The 23152-nt window shown below is 74.5% G+C and carries 10 protein-coding genes; 5 read left to right on the top strand and 5 right to left on the bottom strand.

Annotated features, from left to right (window positions below; translation table 11 throughout):
- Positions 1 to 21: 21 nt before the first annotated feature.
- The 3 genes from IF55_RS23125 to IF55_RS23135 form a co-directional block, all read right to left on the bottom strand.
- Positions 22 to 1272 carry an AAA family ATPase gene (locus IF55_RS23125; protein ID WP_078645020.1) on the bottom strand — a complete coding sequence of 417 codons (1251 nt, stop codon included), beginning with the start codon at positions 1270 to 1272 and terminating at the stop codon, positions 22 to 24.
- Between the two features lie 55 nt (positions 1273 to 1327).
- Complete coding sequence (locus IF55_RS23130) at positions 1328 to 1720, bottom strand: cell division protein SepF (protein WP_030884042.1); 393 nt, start codon at positions 1718 to 1720, stop codon at positions 1328 to 1330.
- Between the two features lie 275 nt (positions 1721 to 1995).
- The gene (locus IF55_RS23135) at positions 1996 to 3318 is read right to left on the bottom strand and encodes an SMP-30/gluconolactonase/LRE family protein (RefSeq protein WP_245661344.1); all 1323 of its coding nucleotides are present in this window, start codon (positions 3316 to 3318) and stop codon (positions 1996 to 1998) included.
- A 524-nt stretch (positions 3319 to 3842) separates the two neighbouring features.
- Here IF55_RS23135 and IF55_RS23140 point away from each other — a divergent pair.
- The gene (locus tag IF55_RS23140) at positions 3843 to 5333 is read left to right on the top strand and encodes an aminotransferase class I/II-fold pyridoxal phosphate-dependent enzyme (protein WP_030884046.1); all 1491 of its coding nucleotides are present in this window, start codon (positions 3843 to 3845) and stop codon (positions 5331 to 5333) included.
- 21 nt (positions 5334 to 5354) lie between these two features.
- On the opposite strand, the gene IF55_RS23145 is transcribed toward IF55_RS23140, so the two are convergent.
- Positions 5355 to 6053 (bottom strand): metal-dependent hydrolase, encoded by a 699-nt coding sequence (locus IF55_RS23145; protein WP_030884051.1) that lies wholly within the window; start codon positions 6051 to 6053, stop codon positions 5355 to 5357.
- 754 nt (positions 6054 to 6807) lie between these two features.
- Between IF55_RS23145 and IF55_RS23150 the strand changes: the two genes are divergently transcribed.
- The gene (locus IF55_RS23150; RefSeq protein ID WP_048832340.1) at positions 6808 to 7908 is read left to right on the top strand and encodes a sensor histidine kinase; all 1101 of its coding nucleotides are present in this window, start codon (positions 6808 to 6810) and stop codon (positions 7906 to 7908) included.
- Between the two features lie 156 nt (positions 7909 to 8064).
- The gene (locus IF55_RS23155) at positions 8065 to 9408 is read left to right on the top strand and encodes a hypothetical protein (RefSeq protein ID WP_048832341.1); all 1344 of its coding nucleotides are present in this window, start codon (positions 8065 to 8067) and stop codon (positions 9406 to 9408) included.
- A 64-nt stretch (positions 9409 to 9472) separates the two neighbouring features.
- Here the strand turns inward: IF55_RS23155 and IF55_RS23160 are convergent, their stop codons facing one another.
- Positions 9473 to 10132, bottom strand: coding sequence for a DNA-binding response regulator (locus IF55_RS23160; RefSeq protein ID WP_030884060.1), 660 nt, complete (start codon positions 10130 to 10132; stop codon positions 9473 to 9475).
- A 786-nt stretch (positions 10133 to 10918) separates the two neighbouring features.
- Between IF55_RS23160 and IF55_RS23165 the strand changes: the two genes are divergently transcribed.
- Positions 10919 to 18118: a type I polyketide synthase gene (locus IF55_RS23165; RefSeq protein ID WP_245661345.1), complete on the top strand. Its 7200-nt coding sequence runs from the start codon at positions 10919 to 10921 to the stop codon at positions 18116 to 18118.
- A gap of 188 nt (positions 18119 to 18306) precedes the next feature.
- A complete protein-coding gene (locus IF55_RS23170) occupies positions 18307 to 23115 on the top strand; it encodes a type I polyketide synthase (RefSeq protein WP_245661360.1) in 4809 nt (1602 codons plus the stop codon).
- Positions 23116 to 23152 lie beyond the last annotated feature (37 nt).

Consider the following 23152-nt stretch of genomic DNA (forward strand, 5'->3'; position numbering starts at 1 on the left):
GCAGAGGTCGTACGTGCGGAATCAGGGGTTTCGGTCACGCCCCAGGTCTACCACCGTCACTTCCCCGCCCCACTCGGCCCCCGGCTCGCCCGGCTCCCCCGGCTCCCCCGGCTCGCCTGTCTTCCCCGTCTCCCCCACCCCAAGGGTCTCGGCCGAGGCCACCGTCCCCACCAGCCTGATGTGCCCCCGTGCGCACATCCGCACCGCGAGCGCCAGCAGTTCGCGCGCCTGCCGCCGGTCGAGGCACCGGTCGAACCCGTCGAGGAGCAGAGTCAGCGACTGCCGGGCCTCGGGCACCTCCGCGGCCCGCTCCATGGCCAGCACGCCGGGCCCGGTCAGCAGGACCAGGGCGAGCGCGAGGTAGCGCAGTTCGCCGTCGCCCAGCCGCTCCACCGGCATCCCGTCGCCGTCCGGCGCCGATGCCAGGACGGCCCGTACGAGACCGCCCTCCGTCTCTCGCGCGCTCAGCCCGTCCACCGCGGCGCCCCGGCACCCGGCCCGTACCGCCGCCACCAGGGCCGTATGCCGGATGGCGCACTCCCTGCTCGTACGCCCCAGCACCGCGGCAACGTTGTCGCATCCGCTGCGCAGCAGCGCGTCCCGCGCCTGGGCCGGGGCCCGCATCAGCTCCGGCCGCGGGTCGCAGGCGAAGACGGAGCGCAGGGCGACCACGACCTGTTCGGCGGCCTGGAGCACGAGCCGCTGCCCCGCCGTCTTGCCCGCGACGCGCAGCGGCAGCAGGGCCGTGCCGAGCAGGTCGTCGGGGAGCGGGGCGCGGGTGACGGGGACGGCGCCGGCGGTGTGCCAGGCGGCCTGCACGCTGCGCCGCTCGGGGTCGCGCAGCGCGCTGGACAGCAGGGTGCAGCCGGCCCCGGTGAGTCGTTCGCCGACCAGGCGCAGTTCGGGCTCGGCCTGTACGGCCAGGTCGAGGCGGATCTCGCCGGCCGGCCCGTCCACCGTGCAGCCGATGCGGAACCCGCGCCGCCCCTGCGCGTCCGGTCGGGCCTGGCGCGGTACGCAGGCGGCGCTCCCGCCGGCCACCGGGGCCAGGGCGGCGGCGAGGCGCTCACCGCCGGCGAGCCGGCCCAGCGCCTCGTACGCCTGGAGGACGGTGGACTTGCCGCTGCCGCTCGCGCCCGTGAAGAGGGTGAGCGGGCCGAGCGGGAAGGTCGCTTTGCGGTGCGTTTTGAAGGCGGAGAGCCTGATCTCGGTGACGGTGGGGCGAGCGGTCGGGCGAACTGTGGCGGCCGGTCCGGCGCAGCGTGCGTCCATGCCCGGACCGTATGCACCGGCCCGTACGGCGAACCGTTTTAGCTGACGGGTCTTCCTACGATCGGGGTACGCCGGAGCCGATCGCCGGTTCCGCGACCTCGGTGCCCACGGGCGCCAGCAGGAAGACGTTCGCGTCGACCCGGTGCATGGCGCTGCCCAGGCCGAAGACGACCCCGCTGGAGAAGTCCAGGATGCGCTTGGCGACCTCGCTGTCGGCGACGCTGAGATCGAGGAGGACCGGGATCTGGGCGATCAGGTACTCGGCGACCTCACGGGCGTCGGCGAAGACCTGCACCCGGATGACGACGAACCGGCGCTGCTCCTCGTCGGGCTCCTCCTCGGGCAGCGCCCGGTGGTTGGGCCAGGAAGGCCATGCGTTGCGGCTGCGCAGGGGGACGACCTCGGCCAGGCCCTCCCACTGCTCGTCGGTGGCGTCGCGACCGATCACCGGATCACCCCGTTGGGAAGTGTGCTGGCTATATGCATCCCGCAATCTTAAAGATGAACACACAATCTCTGCGCCGAATGACACGCATCCGGCCGCGTATGAACGATCCCGTAGCAAAGCCGATACAAACCGGCCCGGCCGCACGGGCCAGTACGGGCATCTGCGCCCACCCACCGGGAGAAGCAGAGAAAGAGAAGGATGCGGGAGGGAGAGGAGGGAGAAGAGGTGTAGAAGAGGTAAGAAAGAAGCGCGGACGCGGAAGCGGTCGCCACCGGCTAATGCCGGTTATCGCCATCCGCGCGGCCCGTCGGCAACGGCGGCAATGGCGGCAACGGCGGGAGATCGACGACGGCGACGCCCCGTTCCGTCAGACTGCCCATCACCAGATACGAGCCGGCCCGGCTGACGCTCGTGACCATCCGGTACGGGCTCCGGGCGCGCCGGAGATCGTGGACGACGCCGCCGTCCGTACCGATTCCCAGGACGCGTACGGTGCGGCTCGGCCGGGGCGGGGCGTGCCGCGCCGCCTTCCACGCCGCCCGACCGACGGCGGGGCCCCTGCGGTGCAGCCAGTCCAGGCCCGGCTGGCGCGGCCCGGCGAGAGCGACCCAGAACACGCCGTCAGCACCACGGGGGACGTCACGGGAGATGCCGGGAGAAACGTCAGGGGAGCTGCCGCTGGAGATGTCGTCGCGGATGCCACGGGCGGCACCGCGCGAGATATCGCGCGAGATGTTGTCCGGGAAACCTGGCAGGTCGTCAGCGAGGCAGTCGTAGCGGCCGGCTCGGGGCCCGTGCAGCCAGTAGCGGCTGACGCGGTACGCGCCGGTCTCCGCCACCGCGACGAAGGACTCGTCCGTGGCGAGCGCCACGCCGTTCGCGAACTGGAGCCCGTCCAGCAGCACTTCGGGCTCCCCGCCCGGCCGCAGGCGCAGCAGGAGGCCCGTAGCGGTGTGCTCCAGGATGTCGCCGAGCCAGTCCTGGAGGCCGTAACGGCGGCTGGAGACCGTGAAGTAGACGGTGCCGTCCGCCGCCGCGGCGGCGTTGCTGCAGAAGCGCAGGGGCGCGCCGGCCACCGCGTCCGCGAGGGTGACGACGGCCCCCGTCTCGGGGTCCACCCGCAGCAGGCCGCGCTCCGCGTCGCATACGAGCACCCCGCCGCCCGGTACGGCCTCCAGGCCCAGCGGCCTGCCCCCGGTGCGCGCGACGACTTCCGGCCGGATATCGCCCCCGGGCTCCTCCGGCAGCGCGAACCGCCACACGCGCCCGTCCGCGGCCCCGGCCAGGATCCGGCCCGCGTCATCCACGATCACGTCCTCCGGCCCCTCGATTTCGGGGGCGATGACGCGCGGTACGGGCAGGGGGCGCGGCCCTTTCGCGGAGGCGACGGCGGGAGGGGGAGGAGGAATGGGAGGGCGACTGGGCTCTTTCGTACGGGCGGGCCGCCCCCATCGGCGCGTACTCATGCCGACATCCATGCCAAAGCGGGAGCCGACGCCCATGCCGAAGCGGGAGCCGACGCCCATGCCGAAGCGGGAGCCGACGCCCATGCCGAAGCGGGAGCCGACGCCCGTACCGAAGCGGAAGCCGTCCCGCACGCCGGACCCCGCCCGGGAAGCCGCGTCGGACCCCGCCCGGGAAGCCGCGCCGGACCCCGCCCGGGAAACCGGCCCCGACCCCACCCGACAAGTCGTGCCCGACCCGCTGCCGGATCACGGAAAACGCTCATGCCGCCTCCAGTTATGCGCAGCCCGCCCCACCTGCGCCGTTACCCGTTCAGCCGGCTTTTCGGCCATCCGTCTCCGCCGGCCCCTCTCGGCTATCTCCCCTGCTCCGCAATCTCCCCTATCTCCGCTGTCTCCGCTATCCGTTCAGCTATTCGTCGGGCGGTGCCGGAGGGAGTACCCGTAAGCACATCCATGACACCTGTTCCCCGTCCCTTCCACTTCATCCGCCAATCAAGTGAACGGCCGGCCGCCTGCGCCGCAGACGGATAAAGGCCCACGGCACCACAGTCCTTTGCCGAGCAAGGAAGTTGATCGCCAATCAGGTGACCGGCGGCAATTCGGGGTGCGCCAGGGAAAGGGATTGGGGGCGGGCCGTCAGGGGCAGTCGTCTGTCCATGGCTGTCGATCAAGATGATCACGTGGATCACCATGAGGCGCCGGTACTCGACGCCCTGGTCCGCTACCGCGAGTCGAAGGAGCTGTCCTTCACCCCGCCCGGGCACAAGCAGGCCCGCGGGGCGGACCCGCGGGTGCGCGAGGTGCTCGGCGACGCGGTCTTCTACGGTGACCTGCTGGCGTCCGGCGGCCTCGACGACCGGCGCACCACCGGCCGCGTACTGGAACGGGCCGAGGCCCTGATGGCCGATGCCGTACGCGCCGAGCACACCTTCTTCTCCACCTGCGGCAGTTCCCTCTCCGTCAAGGCCGCGATGCTCGCGGTCGCCGGCCCGTACGAGAAGCTGCTGGTGGGCCGCGACGCGCACAAGTCGGTGGTCTCGGGGCTGATCATCTCCGGGGTGCGGCCGGTGTGGACGGACCCGTCCTGGGACGACCAGCGGCACCTGGCGCACCCGCCGTCGGCGGCCGAGTTCGAGCGGGCCTTCGACGAGCACCCGGACGCCATGGGCGCGCTGGTCACCAGCCCCACGCCGTATGGGAGCTGCGCCGACCTGCGGGCCATCGCCGAGGTGTGCCACCGGCGGGGGCGCCCGCTCATCGTGGACGAGGCGTGGGGCGCGCATCTGCCCTTCCATCCCGAGCTGCCGTCCTGGGCGATGGACGCCGGCGCCGACGTCTGCGTCACCAGCATCCACAAGATGGGCAGCGGGCTGGAGCAGGGCTCCGTCTTCCACCTCCAAGGCGATCTGGTCGACCCCGCCGTCCTCGCCTCGCGGGCCGATCTGCTGGGCACCACCAGCCCCTCCGTACTCCTCTACGCCGGGATGGACGGCTGGCGGCGGCAGATGGCGCTGGACGGCCACCGGCTGCTGAGCCACGCCCTCGATCTGGCCGCCGAGGCGCGCGCGGCCATCGAGGACATCGAGGGGCTGCACGTCAACGACCGCGAGGACTTCTGCGGGCCAGGGCTGGCCGCCGGGTTCGACCCGCTCCCGGTGGTGATCGACGTCCAGGGGCTGGGGACCACGGGCTACCGCGCCGCCGACTGGCTGCGCGAGCACCACCACATCGACGCGCACCTCGCCGACCACCGCAGGATCAGCTCCCAGATCACCCACGCCGACGACGCGGAGACCACGGACGCGCTGCTCACGGCCCTGCGCGGGCTGGCCGACCACGCCCCGCGGCTGCGCCCGGCCCCCGTCGTCGACGTCCCGCCGTCCAGCGAACTCCGGCTCGAACAGGCCTGCCTGCCCCGCGACGCGTTCTTCGGCCCCATCGAGACCGTGCCGCTGGCCGAGGCCGAGGGGCGGGTGGTCGCCGAGATGCTGACCCCGTACCCGCCCGGCATCCCCGCCGCCCTGCCGGGCGAGCGGCTGACGGCCCCCGTACTGCGCTACCTGGAGACCGGCGTCGCGGGCGGCATGCACGTCCCGGACGCGATGGACCCGACCCTGCGGACCGTACGCGTACGGAAGGAGGACTGAGCGGTACGCGCGGGAGCGCGGCTAGATGGCGTTCGGCGACAGGGCGGTGAACCAGAGGAGGACGACGGTGGCCACGCCCATGAGGGGGGTGAGTATCTCCGTCTCCAGCTTGTTGCCGGTGTGCTGGATCACCACGATCTCGTAGCGCTTCTTGTGCGGCCACAGCCACGGCGCGCCCATCTTGGTGATGGAGTCGCCCAGCAGGTGCGCCAGGCAGCCCAGTCCGATGGCGTAGGGCAGCCAGCCGGGGGCCGAGGGGATGAATTTGGCGAGTACGGCCGTTCCCATTCCGGCCATCGCCACGATGGTGCCCCAGGCCGAGAAACCGTGCCCGGGCGGGCAGAGGTTCAGTGCCCGTACGGCCAGGGCCAGCAGGAAGAAGGACATGCCGAGGGTGAACGGGCGGCCCAGATATGTCACGCCCGCCCAGCTCCCGATGGTCATGAACGCCACGAAGAACAGCGAGTGCGTGGCGTGCCGGTGGCCGCCGGAGGCCCAGGCGACGAAGCGGCACAGCGTCTTGGAGACCGGGCCGAGGAAGTTGGCGATGGTGCCGTCGTGGTGGTCCAGGTCGGGCAGGAGCGCGGCGCCGGCGCAGAGCACGGTGCCCATCAGGATTTCCTGCGGCGAGAGGTGCGTGTCCAGCAGCATGGGCGGGAGGTACGTCGCGGTGCCCGCGAAGATCAGCGCACCGCTCATGGCGTGCGAATGGCCCATCATCGCGCGTTCGATCCTTCCCGACCCGGCGGCACGAATATGACGTGCCCTCACTTTCGGCAGAGACGCTATCAGCCTGATCAGAGCCGGTTCGCCAAGGGTGCGGGGCCGGCGGGCACCGCTCGAACGAACCGCTCGGACGAACTGTTGGGACGAACCGCTCGGACGAACCGCTCGAACGATCTGCCGGGCGGCGGCATGGGCGGGCAGTGGAGGGCCGTCGGCCGCAGAGGCCGCTGGGAACGCCGGGAACGCCGGGTCGGGTGCCCCTGCCCACCCCCGTGGGGCAGGAGACCCGGCGTTCCGGGCTTTGGGGGCCGGGTGTCCCACGGGCCCGGAGCACCGGTCGGCGGCCTTGAGTTCGGCGGCCTCGACCGGGTGGTGCCCCGGGCCGGGCGGTGAGGACGTTCCGGCGATGTGCGGGCCCCGTCCCGGCAAGGTGCCGGAGCGGCCCGCACGCTGACCTGACAGACGCTATCGTCGGCGGCCGCGGACGTGTGACGGTCAATCGACCGACAACCGACAACCGATAATCGGCGGCGGAAATCCCGGCGGGCGGGGGCGCGGCGTGACAGGCGTGGCATTCGAACCGGACCGGCCTCCTGACCGGTCTCCGGACCGGTCTCCTGACCGGCCTCCGAAACGTCGTGCTGACGGGCCTGGCGGACCGGACGGGCCTGGCGGACCGGACGGGCCTGGCGGACCGGACGGACCGGGCGGCCCCGGCCCTGGCCCCGGCCCCGCCGAGCGGGAGTTCGTGAGTTTCGGGCGCCGGTACGCGTACCGCATCCGCGCGGTCGTCGTGTGCTCGTGCGCGCTGCTCGCGGCGCCCGCGATGCCGGTGGAGGCGATGCCGGCGGCCGCGGCGATCGCGGCTGGGGTGCTCGGGTGGAGCGCCGTGCACTACCGGCTCGGCACGGCCGGGCGGCGGCCCCGGCCGCTGCTCGCCGCCGACGTGGCGGTGCTGACCGGGATGTGTCTCAGCCAGGCCCTGACGGTCCCCGCGTCGCAGACGCTGCACGGCAGCACCTGGGTGCTGGTGGCCGTCAGCATCGTGGCCGTGGCGTACCAGTTGATGTACCCGGCGCCGGTCGCGCTCGCGCTGGCCCTGTATCTCGCCGCCGCCGATCTGGCCGGGGCGATGCTGGACCGGCCGGCGGGCTGGTCGTACGCGCTGCCCAACGTGGGGTGGCTGCTGGTGCAGTCCTCGCTCGCCCAAGGGCTGTACCGGCTCGTCCTGCGCAGCAGCCGCACCGCCGACGCGGCGGCCGCGAGGACCGCCGCGGCCCGGCGCGGCCACGAGGTCGCCCAGGCGCAGCGCTCGGCGGAGCGCGAGTACCTGGCCACGCTGCACGACACCGCGTGTGCCACCCTGCTGATGGTCGCGGTACGCGGCCAGTCCATCCCCGGCGACGTGCTGCGGCGTCAGGCGGCCAAGGATTTACGGAAGTTGGCGGCGGAACGGGTCATGACCGGGGAGTCGGAGGTGGCCGGGGAGCTGCGCGAGGAGATCGCCGAGAACCCGCTGCGCGTACGGGCGGAGTTCGCGGACGGGCTCGGCAGCGCCTGGCACCCGGCGGTCGTGGCGCTGCGCGACGGCGTGGCGGAGGCGCTGCGCAACGTGGCACGGCACTCGGGCGTCGACCACGCCACGGTACGGGCGGGGCGCGCGGGCGACCGGGTCACCGTGACGGTCAGCGACGACGGCGCCGGGTTCGACGTGACGCTCGTACCCGCCCACTGCCGCGGGCTGGCCTGGTCGGTCGTCGAGCGCATGGCCTCCGTCGGCGGCCGCGCCACCGTCGACTCCGCACCGGGCCGGGGCACGACCGTACGGCTGGAGTGGCCGCATGTGTGAGGAGGGGCGGGGAGGGGAGAGCGGCCGAAGGTCTGCGGGGCCGTCGCGCTGGCTGGGTCCCGCGGCTGGGCTCCCGCGGCCGGAATTCCGCGGCTGGGTCCCGCGGCCGGATTCCCGCGGCTGGGTTCCGCGGTGGCGGACGGGAGGGGAGGCCGGGTGTCCGAGGCGCTGACGGAACGGATCGCCGATGACATGCGCGGCGGGCTGCGCGTGGCGGGGCTGGTCATTCTCGGCGCGGTGCATTTCGGGCTGGCGCTCCCCGCCCTGCTGGCCAATCTCGGCCACTACCGACAGCCCTGGCTCCAGTTCGCGGCCTTCGGGGTGCTCACGCTGGTGATGGCCGTGGATGTACGGCTCGGCGCGCGGGGCCGGGGGCGGGAGCGGGGGCGGGGGCGGGGGCGCGGGCGGCGGCTCAAGCCGCGGGCCCGGCTCCGGCCACAGACCCGGGCCCAACAGCAGGCCCCGGCCCGACAGCAGGCCCGTTCGCGGCGGTGGGCCGTCGTGGGGCTCGGCTGTGCGCTGGCGGCGTCTGCGGTGGCGACCAGCCAGTTGCCCGCCGCGTACTTTCTCGCCACTCCGCACTGGTCGTTCCTGGAGATCGGCTGGTTCGGCGTCCTGCTGCTGTACGGCGAGCGGCTGCGGTGGACGCTGCTGTTCATCGGCTGCTGCGTGGTTCTCACGCTGGCGCAGTTGCTGGCGGCGGGCGCGCCGTCGCGTCAGGCGGCGGCGGGGATGGCGGTCAGCGCCATGGTCATCTGCGCGTTCCAGGTGGCCGCCGCGGTCATGGCCGGGCTGTTGCGGGGGTGCGCCGCCGCGGCGAGCGCGACCGCGCGGGAGCAGGAGCGGGTACGGACCGAGGCCGAGGTGTCCGCCCGTATCCACGCGGACCAGCGGGCGCGCTACGAGGATCTGCGCCGTTCCGTGCTGCCGCTGCTGGCCGGGCTGGCGGGCGGGGCGCTGGACCCGGCGGACGACCGGGTGCGCCGCCGCTGCGCCTTCGAAGCGGCTCGGCTGCGGCGGCTGTTCGCGGAGCGGGACCAGGCCGCCGATCCGCTGGTGCACGAGTTGCGGGCGTGCATCGGGGTCGCGGAGCGCAACGGCGTGGACGTACAGCTCGCCGTGCGCGGCACGCCCGCCCCCGTGCCGCGCCGGCTGCGGCGCGCGCTGACCGAACCCGTGCTCACCGCCCTCACCACGGCCGAGCACACCGCCCGCGCGACCGTGATACGCGGCGGCGGGCGGGTGCGTGTCAGCGTCGTCACGGACGCCCCGCGTACGGACATCCCGCTCTCCGGCGAGCCGGGCATCCACGTGCGGACGCTGCGCGGCGAGGGCCGGCTGTGGGTCGAGGCGGCATGCGCCGTACCGGGCGGCACCACCGATGACTGGGGTGAGGGCGGCACCGCCGATACCGCCGATACCACCGGTGACGGGGGCGACGGCGAGGGCGGTACGGGCTCAGGCGAACCCGCCACGGACTCAGGCGACGGTACGGGCTGAGGCGAACCCACCACGGGCTCAGGCGACGGTACGGACGGCACGCCCCCCGCCCCGCCTCCCCCGCTCACAGTTCGTCGAGCGAGACCCAGCCGTCCTGAATGGCGCGGGCGACGAGGTTCGCCTTGGTCGGCGCGGGACGGCCCGCGTTGGCGTACTTGATCCGCACCCGGTCGAGGTAGGTGTTGACCGTACGCACCGAGATCCCGAGGCTGAACCCGACCATGGCCTTGGACTCCGACTGGAACCACTCCAGCAGCACCTCCACCTCGCGCGGCGCCAGCGAGGGCCGGCCGAGCCGGGCGTCGCTGCCGAAGGCTCCGGCGAGGGCCGGGGGCGTGTACGGGCGGCAGTCGGCGGCGGCGAGCGTGGCGGCCACGAGGTGGCTCTCTCCCTCGGCCTTGGTGAGAAAGGTGAAGGCGCCCAGGTCGAGGCAGGTCAGGGCGGCTTCCTGGCTCTCCTGCATGGTGTAGACGACGACTTGCCGCTCCATCGCGACGAGTTGCTTCAGCTCAGGGTAGACCGGCGCGCCGCGCGAGAGCTGGAGGTCGAGGACCACCACGTCGGCGGCGCTGCCCGGGCCGGTCAGGGCGAGCGCGGTGTCGGGGCCCTTCGCGACCACGGTGATGGGGCGTTCGGAGGCGGCGTACCAGGACTCGATGCCCGCCAGGACGACGGGGTGGTCGTCGACGAGTGCGACGGTCACCGGCGCGCCTGCCTCAGCCATACGAACCGCCCCTCCCCAGTCCCCGTAATCCCGATCCCCTGCCCGTACCCCCGGCGACGCCCCCGGGGCCCCTGAACACCCCCCCGAGCCGCCACCGTACCCACGCCGGGCCGGTCGCGTACGGTTCAGGGCCGACCTCGCGCCAGGTATTGAACTGACGCACCATCATGTTCCGCACCGCCGCCGCCACTAGATCCGAACTGACCCGGTATCAGGTTCCGGAGCGCCCCCCGGGCGCCCTCCAGCCCACCCCTCCACCCCTCCGTCCACACCCCCGCAGCCGGCCCCGCCCCTGGCACGAGCGGACCGTCCGCCCGGAATCCGTCGCCACCCAGGTGTGATCTGCCCCACAATCTCGACCTCGCCGATAGGCACACAGTTATGTGAGCATGACAATTTCATCTCCATTGCGTTACTCGGGCATGGCGGGCGCGATAAGCCACGGTCCGTTGGGCCACTAGGGGCGAAATGCCCGGCGGCGAGCGCGGCGCACACGGACGACGGAGAGTAACTAGCTGTAGGAAGTGGACAGTTGACCGTCCGGAAAACCGTCCCGTCTACTACGCACCCTACGCACCACTCGCTGGTTGACCGATCACGCAGCCGGGAGAACCCATGAGGATGCCGGGTCCAAGACCGTCCAACGCGCCCTCCGCGACGCCCGATTCCGTTCAGCCCGCGCCCGAGCGGGAGCGCCCCTCCCCCGAGCCGCCGCGGTCACCTTCCGGTTCGTGGTCGCCTTCCGGTTCGCGGTCGCCTTCCGGTTCGCGGCCGGGACCGGTCATCGTGGTCAACCCCGTCCACCGGCCGTCGCCCCGGCTCACCGCGGCGGCGTGCGCGGCAGGCGCGCTCGGCGTACTCGAACTGCCCGCCGACGCCCCCGCACTGGCCGCCGAACTCCTCGCCCGCACCGATCTCTGGTCCCCATCCCGACGCCCCTTCGGCGTGCGCGTCCGCCCCAACTGCCCCATATCAGCAGCCGATTTGCCCGACCGCGCGGAGTTCGTGCTGCTCGCCGACCCGGCCCGGCGCCCCGACGAGTTACCCGGCCGCCGGGTCCTGGCCGAGGTCACCGATCTCGCCGAGGCCGTACGAGCCGTCGAGGCAGGGGCGTGGGGCCTGATCGCCCGCGGCAACGAGTGCGGGGGAAGAGTCGGCGAGTTGAGCACGTTCGTGCTGCTGCAACAGCTCCTCGGCTCCACCCGTATCGACGTGCCCGTGTGGGCCTGGGGCGGCATCGGGGCCCGTACCGCCGCCGCTGCCGTGACAGGAGGCGCGGCGGGCGTCGTCCTCGACACGCAACTCGCCCTGCTGGACGAGGCGGAGCTGCCGCTGGAGATCACCGAGGCGCTCAGCGGCCTCGACGGCTCGGAGACCGTACTGCACCACGGCACCCGCGTCCTGTTGCGGAGAGGGCCGGGCGCACCCCAACTACCGGGCTCCAAGGCCGAGTTCGAGAGGACGATCGGCGGGGACGATCTGCGGACCCAGTTCCTCCCCGTCGGCCAGGACGCCTTCCTCGCCGCCTCCTTCGCCCGTAGCCGGCCGACGGTCGCCGAGGCCGTACGCGGCGTCATGACCGCGATCGCCGACACGGCCAGGGACGACGCGCCCGCCGCAGCGCTCGGCCCCCACTCCCCCGGCGCCCGGGCGTTGGGCACGCACCTCCCCATCGTCCAGGGGCCTATGACGCGCGTCAGCGACGGTCCCGAGTTCGCGGTCGCGGTCGCCGAAGGCGGCGCGCTGCCGTTTCTCGCGCTGGCGCTCAGCGACGCGGAGCAGACCAAGGCGATGCTGGAGCGCACGCGCGAGGCGGTCGGCGACGCGCCCTGGGGCGTCGGCATCCTCGGGTTCGCCGACGAGGAGGTGCGGGCCGCCCAGCTCGCGGTCGTACGGAAGCTGCGGCCGACGCACGCGATCATCGCCGGGGGCCGGCCCGCGCAGGCCGCCGATCTGGAGGCGGCGGGCATCGCCGCGTTCCTGCACGTACCGTCGCCGGGGCTGCTGCGGCAGTTCCTCGCGGCCGGGGCGCGCCGGTTCGTCTTCGAGGGCGCCGAGTGCGGCGGGCACGTCGGCCCGCGCAACAGCTTTCCGCTCTGGGAGGCCCAGATCGAGGTCCTGCTCGACTTCCTGGCGGAAGGGGCGAGCAGCGGGGCGGCTTCCACCGGCCCGACGCGCGGCGGGGCGGCCCCCACCGGCCCGGAGGATTCCGCTGGCCCCTCCCCCGCCGGCATCACCGTCCTGTTCGCGGGCGGCGTCCACGACGAGCGGTCTGCCGCGATGGTGGCCGCCCTCGCGGCCCCGCTGACCCGCGCGGGCGTCGCGTTCGGGGTGCTGATGGGTACGGCGTACCTGTTCACGGAGGAAGCGGTACGGGCCGGGGCCGTGCGGCCGCCGTTCCAGCGGCGGGTCCTCGCCGCCGAGCGGACCGACCTGCTGGAGACCGCGCCGGGGCACGCCACCCGCTGCGCGCACAGCGCGTTCACGGCGGACTTCGCCGCCCTCAAGGAGGAACTGGGCGCGCGGGGGCTGCCGGACCGCGAGCGGTGGGCGCGGCTCGAAGAGTTCAACGTCGGCCGGTTGCGGCTGGCCAGCAAGGGCATCGAGCGCGTCGGCGCGGAGCTGCGCCCCGTGGATGAGGGGCGCCAGGACGCCGAGGGCATGTTCATGGCCGGCGAGGTGTGCGTGCTGCGCGACGAGGTCACCACCGTCGCCGCCCTCCACCACTCGGTGGGCGAAGGGGCCGCCCACTGGCTGCGGACCCGGAACGAGGCGGTCCGCGAGGCCCTGGGCCTCATCCCCGAACCCGCCGGGCGGCCCGTGCCCCAACCGCTGCGCATCGCCGTCGTCGGCATGGCCTGCATGTTCCCAGGCGCCCCCGACACGGCCGCGTTCTGGGCGAACGTACTGGCAGGCAAGGACTGCGTGACCGAGGTGCCGGCCGGGCGCTGGGACCCCGAGCGGTACTACGCGCCGGACGGCGACGGCGAGCGCACCCCGTCGCGGTGGGGCGGATTCCTGCCCGAGATCCCGTTCGACCCGCTGCGCTTCGGTATCCCGCCCGCCTCCCTGAGCAGCATCGAGCCCGTGCAGCTCCTCGCGCTGGAGGCCGCCCGGCGCGCCCTCGCGGACGCCGGCCGGACCGGCGGGGACCACGCCCGTACGTCGGTGGTGTTCGGGGCCGAGGCGGGCAGCGACCTCGCCAACGCGACCACCCTGCGCACGGTCCTGCCCGCGTACGTCGGCGACCTCCCCGCCGCCCTCGACGAGCGACTGCCGCGCCTGACCGAGGACTCGTTCCCCGGCATGCTCGCCAACGTCATCGCGGGCCGCATCGCCAACCGCCTCGACCTCGGCGGCGCCAACTACACCGTCGACGCCGCCTGCGCCTCCTCCCTCACCGCCGTCGACGTCGCGTGCAAGGAACTGACCGCCGGAACCAGCGACCTGGTGCTGTGCGGCGGCGCCGACCTGCACAACGGCATCAACGACTACCTCCTCTTCTCCTCCGTGCACGCCCTCTCGCCCACCGGCCGCTCGGCGACGTTCGACCGGTCGGCCGACGGGATCGCGCTCGGCGAGGGCGTCGGCTGCGTGGTGCTCAAGCGGCTCGCCGACGCCGAACGCGACGGCGACCGCGTCTACGCCGTCATCGACGGCGTCGGCAGCGCCAGCGACGGCCGCGCCCTCGGCCTGACCGCGCCCCGCCCCGAAGGGCAGCGCGCCGCCCTCACCCGCGCCTACCGCAACGCCGGCGTCTCCCCCGCCCGTGTCGGCCTCATCGAGGCGCACGGCACCGGCACGGTCGTCGGCGACCGCACCGAACTGGCCACCCTCACCGAGGTGTTCACCGCGGCCGGGGCCACGCCGGGGAGCTGCGCCATCGGCTCGGTGAAGTCGCAGATCGGCCACACCAAGTGCGCGGCGGGGCTGGCCGGGCTGATCAAGACGGCCCTGTCGCTCCACCACGGCGTACGGCCGCCGACCCTGCACCTGCGGGATCCCAACCCGGCGTGGGACGCCGACCGCAGCCCGTTCGTCTTCCACTCCACGGCCCAGCCCTGGCCCGCGGAACCGGCGGAACGGATCGCGGGGGTGAGCGCCTTCGGCTTCGGCGGCACCAACTTCCACGTCGTTCTACGCGCGTACGCCCAGGCCCCGGCCGCCCACGCGCTCGACCAGTGGCCGACCGAGCTGTTCACCTTCCGCGGCAAGGACGCCGCCACCGCCCGCCGGGCCGCCCGTACGCTCCTCGACCAGGTCGAGAGCGGCGCCACATGGCGATTGCGCGACTACGCGCGTAGCACCGCCCGCCGCAGCGATTCCGCCGCCGCGCGGGGCGAGCCCGTCAAAATCGCCCTGCTGGCCGACAGCGTGCCGGAGCTGACGGGGCTGCTGCGCAGGGCGGTGGAGGGGACGGAGAGCGAGGGTGAGGGGGCGGCAACAGGGCGGCTCTTCATGGCGGGAGGGACGGGCCAGGGTGGGAATGACCCGGCCGGCGCAAGGGGGCGGGGCGTCAGCGGTCCGGCCGGCGTGGGCGCCCAAGGGCCGTCTGAAGTGGCCATCGGAGACGGCAAGGTGGCCTTGCTCTTCCCCGGGCAGGGCAGTCAGCGGCCCGGGATGCTCGCCGACCTCTTTGTGGCCTTCCCCGAGTTGCAGGGATGGCTGCGGCTCGGCGCTCGGTGGGCGGGGGCGCTCCATCCGCCGACCGCCTTCGACGACGCGACGGCGGCCGCCCAGCTCGCCCGGCTCACCGACACGGCCGTCGCCCAGCCCGCGCTCGGCATCACCGGGCTCGCCGCCGCCGAACTCCTTGCCTCCGTGGGCGTACGGCCGGACATGACCGCAGGTCACAGCTATGGCGAGCTGGTCGCCCTCGCGGTGGCCGGGGCCCTGGCACCCGCCGATCTGCTCACGGCGAGCGCCGCCCGCGCCGAGGCGATCCTCTCCGGGGTCCGGGGCAAGGACCCCGGTGCGATGGCGGCCGTCAGGGCGGCGGCCGAGGACGTGGACAAGGTGCTGACGCTCGCCGGACTCGCGGGCGAGGTCGTCACGGCGAACCGCAACTCGCCGCGCCAGACGGCTGTTTCCGGACCGACGGCGGCCGTGGAGGCGGCGATCGGGCACCTGCGGGACGCGGGCCTCTCGGCGAAGCGGCTCCAAGTGGCCTGCGCGTTCCACAGCCCGCTGATGGCGGGCGCGGGCGACGCGTTCGCCCGCACGCTCCAGGCCCTGCCCGTACGCGCGCCATCGGTTCAGGTGTGGGCCAACAGCACGGCCGCCCCGTACCCGGCCGACCCGGACGCCGTACGGGCCGGGCTCGCCGAACAGATCGGCGCGCCGGTCCGGTTCGCCGAGCAGATCGAGGCCATGTACGCGGCCGGGGCCCGGGTCTTCGTGGAAGCGGGGCCCGGGCGGGTGCTGACCCGGCTGGTCTCCGCCGTGCTCGGCGACCGCCCGCACCGCGCCGTCGCGCTGGACGGCGGCGGGCGGCGCGGCGGACTGTACGGCTTCCTGGCCGCCGTCGCCCAACTGGCCGTGGCCGGGATCGACGTACGTACCGGACGTCTCTTCCAAGGCCGCGACGCCGTGGACGCGGAGAGGAGCACCGCGCCCTCCGCCGCCGGGTGGACCGTGGACGGCCAGCTCGTCCGCCACGCCGACGGCACTCTCCTGCCCAACGCCCTCCAACCCGCCCGCCCCCTCACGGAGCTGATCGTGCCGGAGAACCCCACCCAAGACGGCGCCGGCGCCCCGCCGTCCGGCCCGGACGCCCTGATCGCCGAATTCCTGCGCAGCAGCCGGGAGATGGTCGCGGCCCAGCGCGATGTACTGCTGCGCTATCTGGGCGGTACGGAGCCGGCCCAGCCCGCTGGGGCGCCACCGGCGCCCGCTGTCGCACTCTCCCCCGCGCCCTCGCCCTTGCCCGAAGACGCGCCCGTATCCGAAGCCGCACCCGTATCCGAAGACCAGCCCGTATCCGAACACGAGCCCACCGAGGCCGAGGAAGGAGCCGCTGCCGACCCGGGGCGCGTCCTCGCGTCCGTACTGGCGGTGGTCGCGGAGCGCACCGGTTATCCGGTCGACATGATCGAGCCGGAGCTGGACCTGGAGGCGGATCTCAGCGTCGACTCCATCAAGAGGACGGAGATCGCCGGGGAGCTGGCGACCCGCCTCGGGCTGCCCCTGGGCGACGGTGCGGACTTGGACCAGGTCAGCTCGGCGCGTACGGCGGCGGCGATAGCCGGGCTGCTCACAGCCCGGCTCGGCGGCCCACAGGCTTCGGAGCAGCCGCCGCCAGAAGCCGCCGCGCCGCCGCCCGCCGCCGCAGCACCCCCGGAAGCCTCCGTACTCCCCCCGCAACGGCTGGAGTTCACCGAGGTCGACCTGCCGCCGGTCGCCGCGCCCCTCGCCCCCGGCGGCACCGTCACGCTGCTGGGCGGCGGCCCGCTCGCCGAACTCCTGGCGGAACGGCTCCGAGCCCTCGGCACGCACCCCGTGATCGCGCCCGGCGACCAGCCCCCCGCGCGGATCAGCGGCGGCACCGCCGTGTACCTGCACGCCTTCGAGGCCCCCGAGACCTCACTCCCTGACGCGTTTCCGCTGTTCAAAGCGGTACTGGCGGACGGCGGCCTGCGACGGCTGCTCGCCGTCGAGCGCCGGGAGTCGGGCGCGGTGCGCGGGCTGCGGGGCTTCTTCCGCAGCCTGGCCCGCGAGTACGAGGACATCGCCGTGCGGCTCGTGGAGGTGGGGACGGCCGACGGTACGGACGCGGCGGCGGAGGCAGTCGTAGCGGAACTGGCCGCCACGGAGCCCGCCACGGAAGCCACCACGGGCCCGGACATGGAAGCCACCACAGGCCCGGACACGGACCCCGCCACAAAAGCCGCCACCGAGGCCGCTGCGGCCCCCGCCACAGAAGCCGCCACCGAGGCCGCTGCGGCCCCCGCCGCAGAAGCCTCCGGGACTTTCTCCGAAACGGCCGGAACCGTCGCGGAACGCCGGGAGCCGGTCGTCGTCCTGTCCTCCGGAGGCCGGCGGCGTGCGCTGCGCCCGGTGCCCACCGGCCTCGGCACCCTCGCCGCCACCGGCGCGGGGCCGGCGGGCGACGGCGTCGCGGAGGCGGCCGCCGCCGGGCTCGACCGCGAGGCGGTGGTCCTGCTCGCCGGCGGCGCGCGCGGCATCACGGCCCGCTGCGCCCGGGCCCTCGCCGCGGCGAGCCGCTGCCGGATCGAACTGCTGGGCCGCACCCCGGCGCCGACCGCCGCCGAGGACGCCGTGACGGCGGGGGCCGTCGGACGGGACGGGGTGCGGGCCGCCCTCATCGCCGCCGGGGCGGGCTCGCCCGCCGGGATCGAACGGGCGGCCTCGGCCGTACTCGCGGCGCGCGAGGTCCGCGCCACCATCACCGACCTGCGGGAACTCGGCAGCCCGGTGGGCTACCGCGCCGTCGACGTACGGGACGAGGAGGCGGTGCGGGCCGCGGTGAAGGACATCCACGCCGAGCACGGCAGGCTCGACGGGATCGTGTACGCGGCGGGTGTCATCGAGGACCGCCTCGTCGCCGAGAAGTCGGCCGAGTCCTTCCGGCGCGTGTTCGCCACGAAGGTGGACGGCGCGCGCGTCCTCCTCGACGCGGCAGGGGAACTGCCCGACGGCGGGCCGCGGTTCGCGGTCCTCTTCGGCAGCCTCGCCGCCGCCCTCGGCAACCGCGGCCAGTGCGACTACGCGGCCGCCAACGACGCCCTGGAGGAACTGGGCCGCCGCTGGTCCACCCCCGACCGCCGCGGCCTGACGGTGCACTGGGGCCCCTGGGCCGCCACGGAGACCGGCGGCGGCATGGTCACCCCCGAGCTGGCGCGCTCGTACGCCGCCCGCGGCATCAAGCTCATCGACCCCGAGGAGGGCCCCCTCAGCCTGCTGCGCGAACTGGCCTGGGGCGCCCCCACACTCCACTCGGTCCTCTACACGGCGTCGGGATGGTGACCGCCGGGACCGGAGCCGGGCCCGGGAGCGGGGCCGGGACGGCGAGCGGGGCCAGGCCCGTAAGCGGAGCCGAGGCCGACCGCGACCGCGCCGCGCCGGCCAACGCCCCCCGGGCAGTGGTCACGGAGGAGCCGCCCCATGGACAGCCCCCGATCGCGGCTCGTACACCGCCGGTGGCGATCGTCGGTATGGCGGCGCTCTTCCCGGGCGCCGGGGACCTGGACGGCTACTGGCGGAACATCGTGGGCGGCGTGGACGCGATCACGGAGGTTCCGGCGGGCCGGTGGGACGAGGAGTTCTACGTGCCGGAGGGGCCGGGGCGGGCCGATCGCGTGTACTGCCGGCGCGGGGGGTTCGTGGACGAGGGGGCGGCGTACGACCTCACTCGGTTCGGCGTCATGCCGGCGTCGGTCGCGGGGGCGGAGCCCGATCAGTTCATCGCGCTGGAGGTGGCCGACCGGGCCGTGCGGGACGCGGGCGGATACGGGGCGCTGCCGGCCGACCGGCAGCGGGTCGGGGTCGTGCTCGGCCGGGGCGGCTATCTCACGCCCGGCCTGGCCCGCCTCGACCAGCGCGTGCGCGTCACACGCCAACTGACGCGTACCTTGCGCGAGTTGCTGCCCGAACTCGACGAAGAGCGACTGACGCGCATTCAGGCGGCCTTCGCCGGTCAACTCGGCCCCGAACAGCCGGAGTCCGCCATCGGGCTCGTCCCGAACCTGGCCGCTTCCCGCCTCGCCAACCGGCTGGACCTGCGCGGCCCCGCCTACACCGTCGACGCGGCCTGCGCGTCGTCCCTCGTCGCCGTCGACCACGCGGTACGCGAACTCGGCTCGGGCCGCTGCGATGTCGTGCTGGCGGGCGGCGTGCACCACTGCCACGACATCACGCTGTGGAGCGTCTTCAGCCAGCTCGGCGCGTTGTCGCGCAGCCAGCGCTGCCGCCCCCTGCACCGCGCCGCCGACGGCGTGCTGATCGGCGAGGGCACGGGCGTCGTGGTCCTCAAGCGCCTCGCCGACGCCGAGCGTGCCGGCGACCGCGTCTACGCCCTGGTGTCCGGCACCGGCGTGGCCGGGGACGGCCGCTCGGCGAGCCTGTTCAGCCCGGACTCCGGCGGCCAGGTGCGCGCGGTCCGCCAGGCGTGGGAGTCGGCGGGCCTCGACCCGCGAGCCGCCGACTCCGTGGGGCTGCTGGAGGCGCACGGCACCGCGACCCCGGCGGGGGACGAGGCCGAACTCGCCACGCTGGCCGAGGTGTTCGGCGGGCCGGGCGGCAGTGCGCGCCGCGCCGTCATCGGCTCGGTGAAGTCCATGATCGGCCACACCATGCCGGCGGCGGGCGTCGCCGGGCTGATCAAGGCGGCCCTCGCCCTGCACCACGGCGTGCTGCCGCCCACCCTGCACTGCGACGAGCCCCACCCCGCCCTCGCCCGCACCCGCTTCACCCCCCTCGACCGCGCCCGGCCATGGGAGGTTCCCACGAGCGGCGCCCCGCGCCGCGCGGGCGTCAACGCCTTCGGCTTCGGCGGAATCAACGCCCACGTCGTACTGGAGGAGGCTCCACGCACCGCCACGGGCCCTGACGCGCGTACGAGCACCGGCCCCAGCTCCGGCGCGAGCGCGAGCACCCGCCCCGGCGCCCGTACGCGGCCCACCACCCCCCGCACCTCCCCGACCTCCCGGACCTCCCCGACCTCCACGACCGGCCTGACCGAGCCGGAACGGGTGCTGCGGCTGGCCGCCGGCTCCCCCGAGGCGCTGGCGGCGCTGCTGGCCGCGGACGACTCGGCGGTGCTGGCCGCCGGGCTGGACGAGCGGGCGCGGGTGGCCGAGCCGTGCCGGCTGGGCGTCGTCGACCCGACGCGGCGCCGGCTCGCGCTGGCGCGCAGGGCCGTGGCGCAGGGCACGCCCTGGCGGGGGCGCAGCGATGTGTGGTTCGCGCCTGCGCCTCTGCTGGGCGCGGCGGGCGGGCGTACGGCGTTCGTCTTCCCGGGGCTGGAGGCCGAGTTCGAGCCGCGCGTCGCCGAGCTGGCGGAGCGGTTCGGCCTCGACTGGTCGCCCGGCGGGGCGAGGGTCGGGGACGTGGGCCGGCACGGCGCGGCCGTGTTCCAGCTCGGCCGGGTGCTCGACGCCGCCCTGCGACGCCTGGGCGTCGTGCCCGACGCGGTCGCCGGGCACAGCGTCGGCGAGTGGACGGCCATGGCCTGCGGCGGCATGCACGCGGCGGACGAGGTCGACGCGTTCCTCGCGGGCTTCGACCCCGACGCGCTACGCGTGCCGGGCGCGGCCTTCGCCGTGCTGGGCCTGCCCGCCGACCGGGTACGCGCCGAACTGGCCGGCCGCGACGACGTGGTGCTCTCGCACGACAACGCCCCGAACCAGTCGATGATCTGCGGCCCGCACGACGCGGTCACCGCCGTCGTGCTGCGCCTGCGGGCGCGGGGCGTGGTCGGCCAGGTCCTGCCGTTCCGCTCCGGGTTCCACACGCCGATGCTCGCGCCGTACCTGGCGCCGATCCGCGCCGCCGCGGAGGCGTACACGCTGCGCCCGCCGACGACCCCGGTGTGGTCGGCGACGACCGCCGCGCCGTACCCGCACGAACCGGACGCCGTGCGGGAGTTGTTCGTACGCCACCTGCTGGAGCCCGTACGGTTCCGGCAACTGATCTCCGCCATGCACGGCGCGGGGTTCCGCGCCTTCGTCCAGCTCGGCGCGGGCCAGCTCGGTTCGCTGATCGACGACACGCTGGCCGGCCGGGACCGGCTCGTCGTCTCCGCGCACGCGGGGACACGGGACAGCCTGGCGCAGCTCCGCCGGGTGGCCACCGCGCTGTGGGCGTACGGCGCCGAACCGGACGTGGGCCCGCTGCTCGCCCCGCACGGGCCTCCGCCCGCCGCCACTCCGGCAGCGGGCCGTCCCGCCCGCCCCTCTCGTCCCGGCTTCCGGCTGAACCTCGGCGGAGCGTCGGTCTCCCTGCCCGCCGAGGCCCGGGGCATCCTCACCGGGCTGTCGCCCAGACCAACGGCAGAGGCGCCCCGAGCGGACGCTCCCGTCAACAGCAATACGGACGAGACCCCCGCCCCCGACAACAACCCCCTGGCGCGCCTCGAACGCGTAGGGGCCGGACTTCCGATAGCCGCCGAGTTCTCCGCGCTGCTAGCCGATACCGCCGCCACCGCCGCCGACCTGATAGCCGCCGCCCGGCGAGGCCACGCCCGCCCAAGGAGCCCCGAGCCGCCTCAGCCCCGTTTCCGCCCGCCTCGCGCCGCTGCCGGACTCACGCCCGTAAAAGAAGGAATGTCGCCTCAAACAGCCCTAACAGACAGCCGCACGCCCGCATCGGCGTCCACCGCTCCTCCCGTCCCCGCCACCCTCCGCATCGACGTGCAGGAAATGCCCTACCTACTCGATCACTGCTTCTTCCGGCAGCGGCCGGGCTGGCCCGATGACATCGACCGGTGGCCGGTGGTGCCCGCGACCACGGTGATCCGCCATCTCATGGATATCGCCGAACGGGCCGCGCCCGGCCTGCGGTCCGTCGCGGTGCATCAGGTGCGGCTGCTCAAGTGGATCGAGGCGATTCCGTCGGTGGACGTACCGGTGACGGTGCGCCGGACCGCGCCGAACCGGGTGGAAGTGGGCCTGACGGGGTTCGCCCGCGCCGTCGTGGAGCTGGCGGGCGGCGGGGAGGGAAGGCAGGGGGCGCATCCGGACCCGCCCGCACCATGGCCCATAACCCCGGCCGCCACCGAGCGCGTACCGGAGTTGCGCGCCGAGCAGCTCTACAGCGAGCGGTGGATGTTCCACGGCCCGCGTTTCCAAGGCGTCACCGAGCTGACCGCGATCGGCGACCGGCACGTGCGCGGGCTGCTCACCGCGCCCGCAGCGCCCGGCGCGCTGCTCGACAACGCCGGGCAGCTCCTCGGCTACTGGATCATGGCGACGCGCACCGAGCGCACCACCGTCCTCCCGGTCGGCATGGACCGCATCCGCTTCTACGGGCCGGAGCCCCGCCCCGGTACGCGCCTGATGTGCGCGATCCGTATCACCGAGGTCACCGGCAACACCCTGACCGCCGACATGCGACTGGTCCACGGCGGGCGCGTGTGGGCCGAGGTGACGGGGTGGACGGACCGCCGGTTCGACACCGATCCCGGCATCCGGGCGGTGGACCGGTTCCCGGGCCGGAACACGCTGTCCACGCTGCGGCCGGAGGGCTGGGCCCAGGTCTGCGAGCGCTGGCCGGACCTCGCCACCCGCGAACTGATCATGCGCAACATGCTCGGCAGCGCCGAACGCGCCCAGTACGAGCGGCTCTCCCCCGTCCGCCGCCGACAGTGGCTGCTCGGACGGATCGCCGCCAAGGACGCGGTACGCGGCCTGCTGTGGAAGGAGGGGCCGCGCGAGGAAGACCCCGCCGAGATCTATCCCGCCGAGATCGCCGTGCGCAACGACGAGTCCGGGCGGCCGGTCGTGTACGGCGTGCACGGACGGGCGGTCGACGGCGTCGTCGTCTCCATCGCGCACTGCGCGGAGACGGGCGTCGCCATCGCCCGGCGCGGCCCGTGCGGCATCGACGTCGAGGAGGTCACGAACCGGCCCAGGGCGACCGTCGAAGCAGCCTGCGCCGCCGAGGAGTTGGCACTCCTCGACGGTCTGACGCGGGCCGGGGGCGACGGCGCGGCCGTGTGGTTCACGCGGTTCTGGGCGGCGAAGGAGGCCGTCGCCAAGGCGCGCGGCACCGGGTTGCGCGGCCGCCCCGCCGACTACCGCGTGGCGGCGGCGGACAGCGACCGGCTGCGCGTGGTGGCCGGCGGCGTTCCGTACGCCGTGCGGGTGTGCGACACCGCCAATTCGCCGGGCCTGCCCGCGCGGAGCTACGTCGTCGCGTGGACGGCGACTGACGAACAGCCAGAGCGGCCAGAGCAGCCAGTACAGAAAGCGCGGAAAGAGCAGGCAGAGGAGAAAGAGGAGACAGGAGAACGCGATGACCACTGACGCTACGGGGCTCGCGACGGCGGACGCTACCGGGGCG

The organism is Streptomyces varsoviensis, from assembly GCF_000718635.1.
Taxonomy (GTDB): Bacteria; Actinomycetota; Actinomycetes; order Streptomycetales; family Streptomycetaceae; genus Streptomyces; species Streptomyces varsoviensis.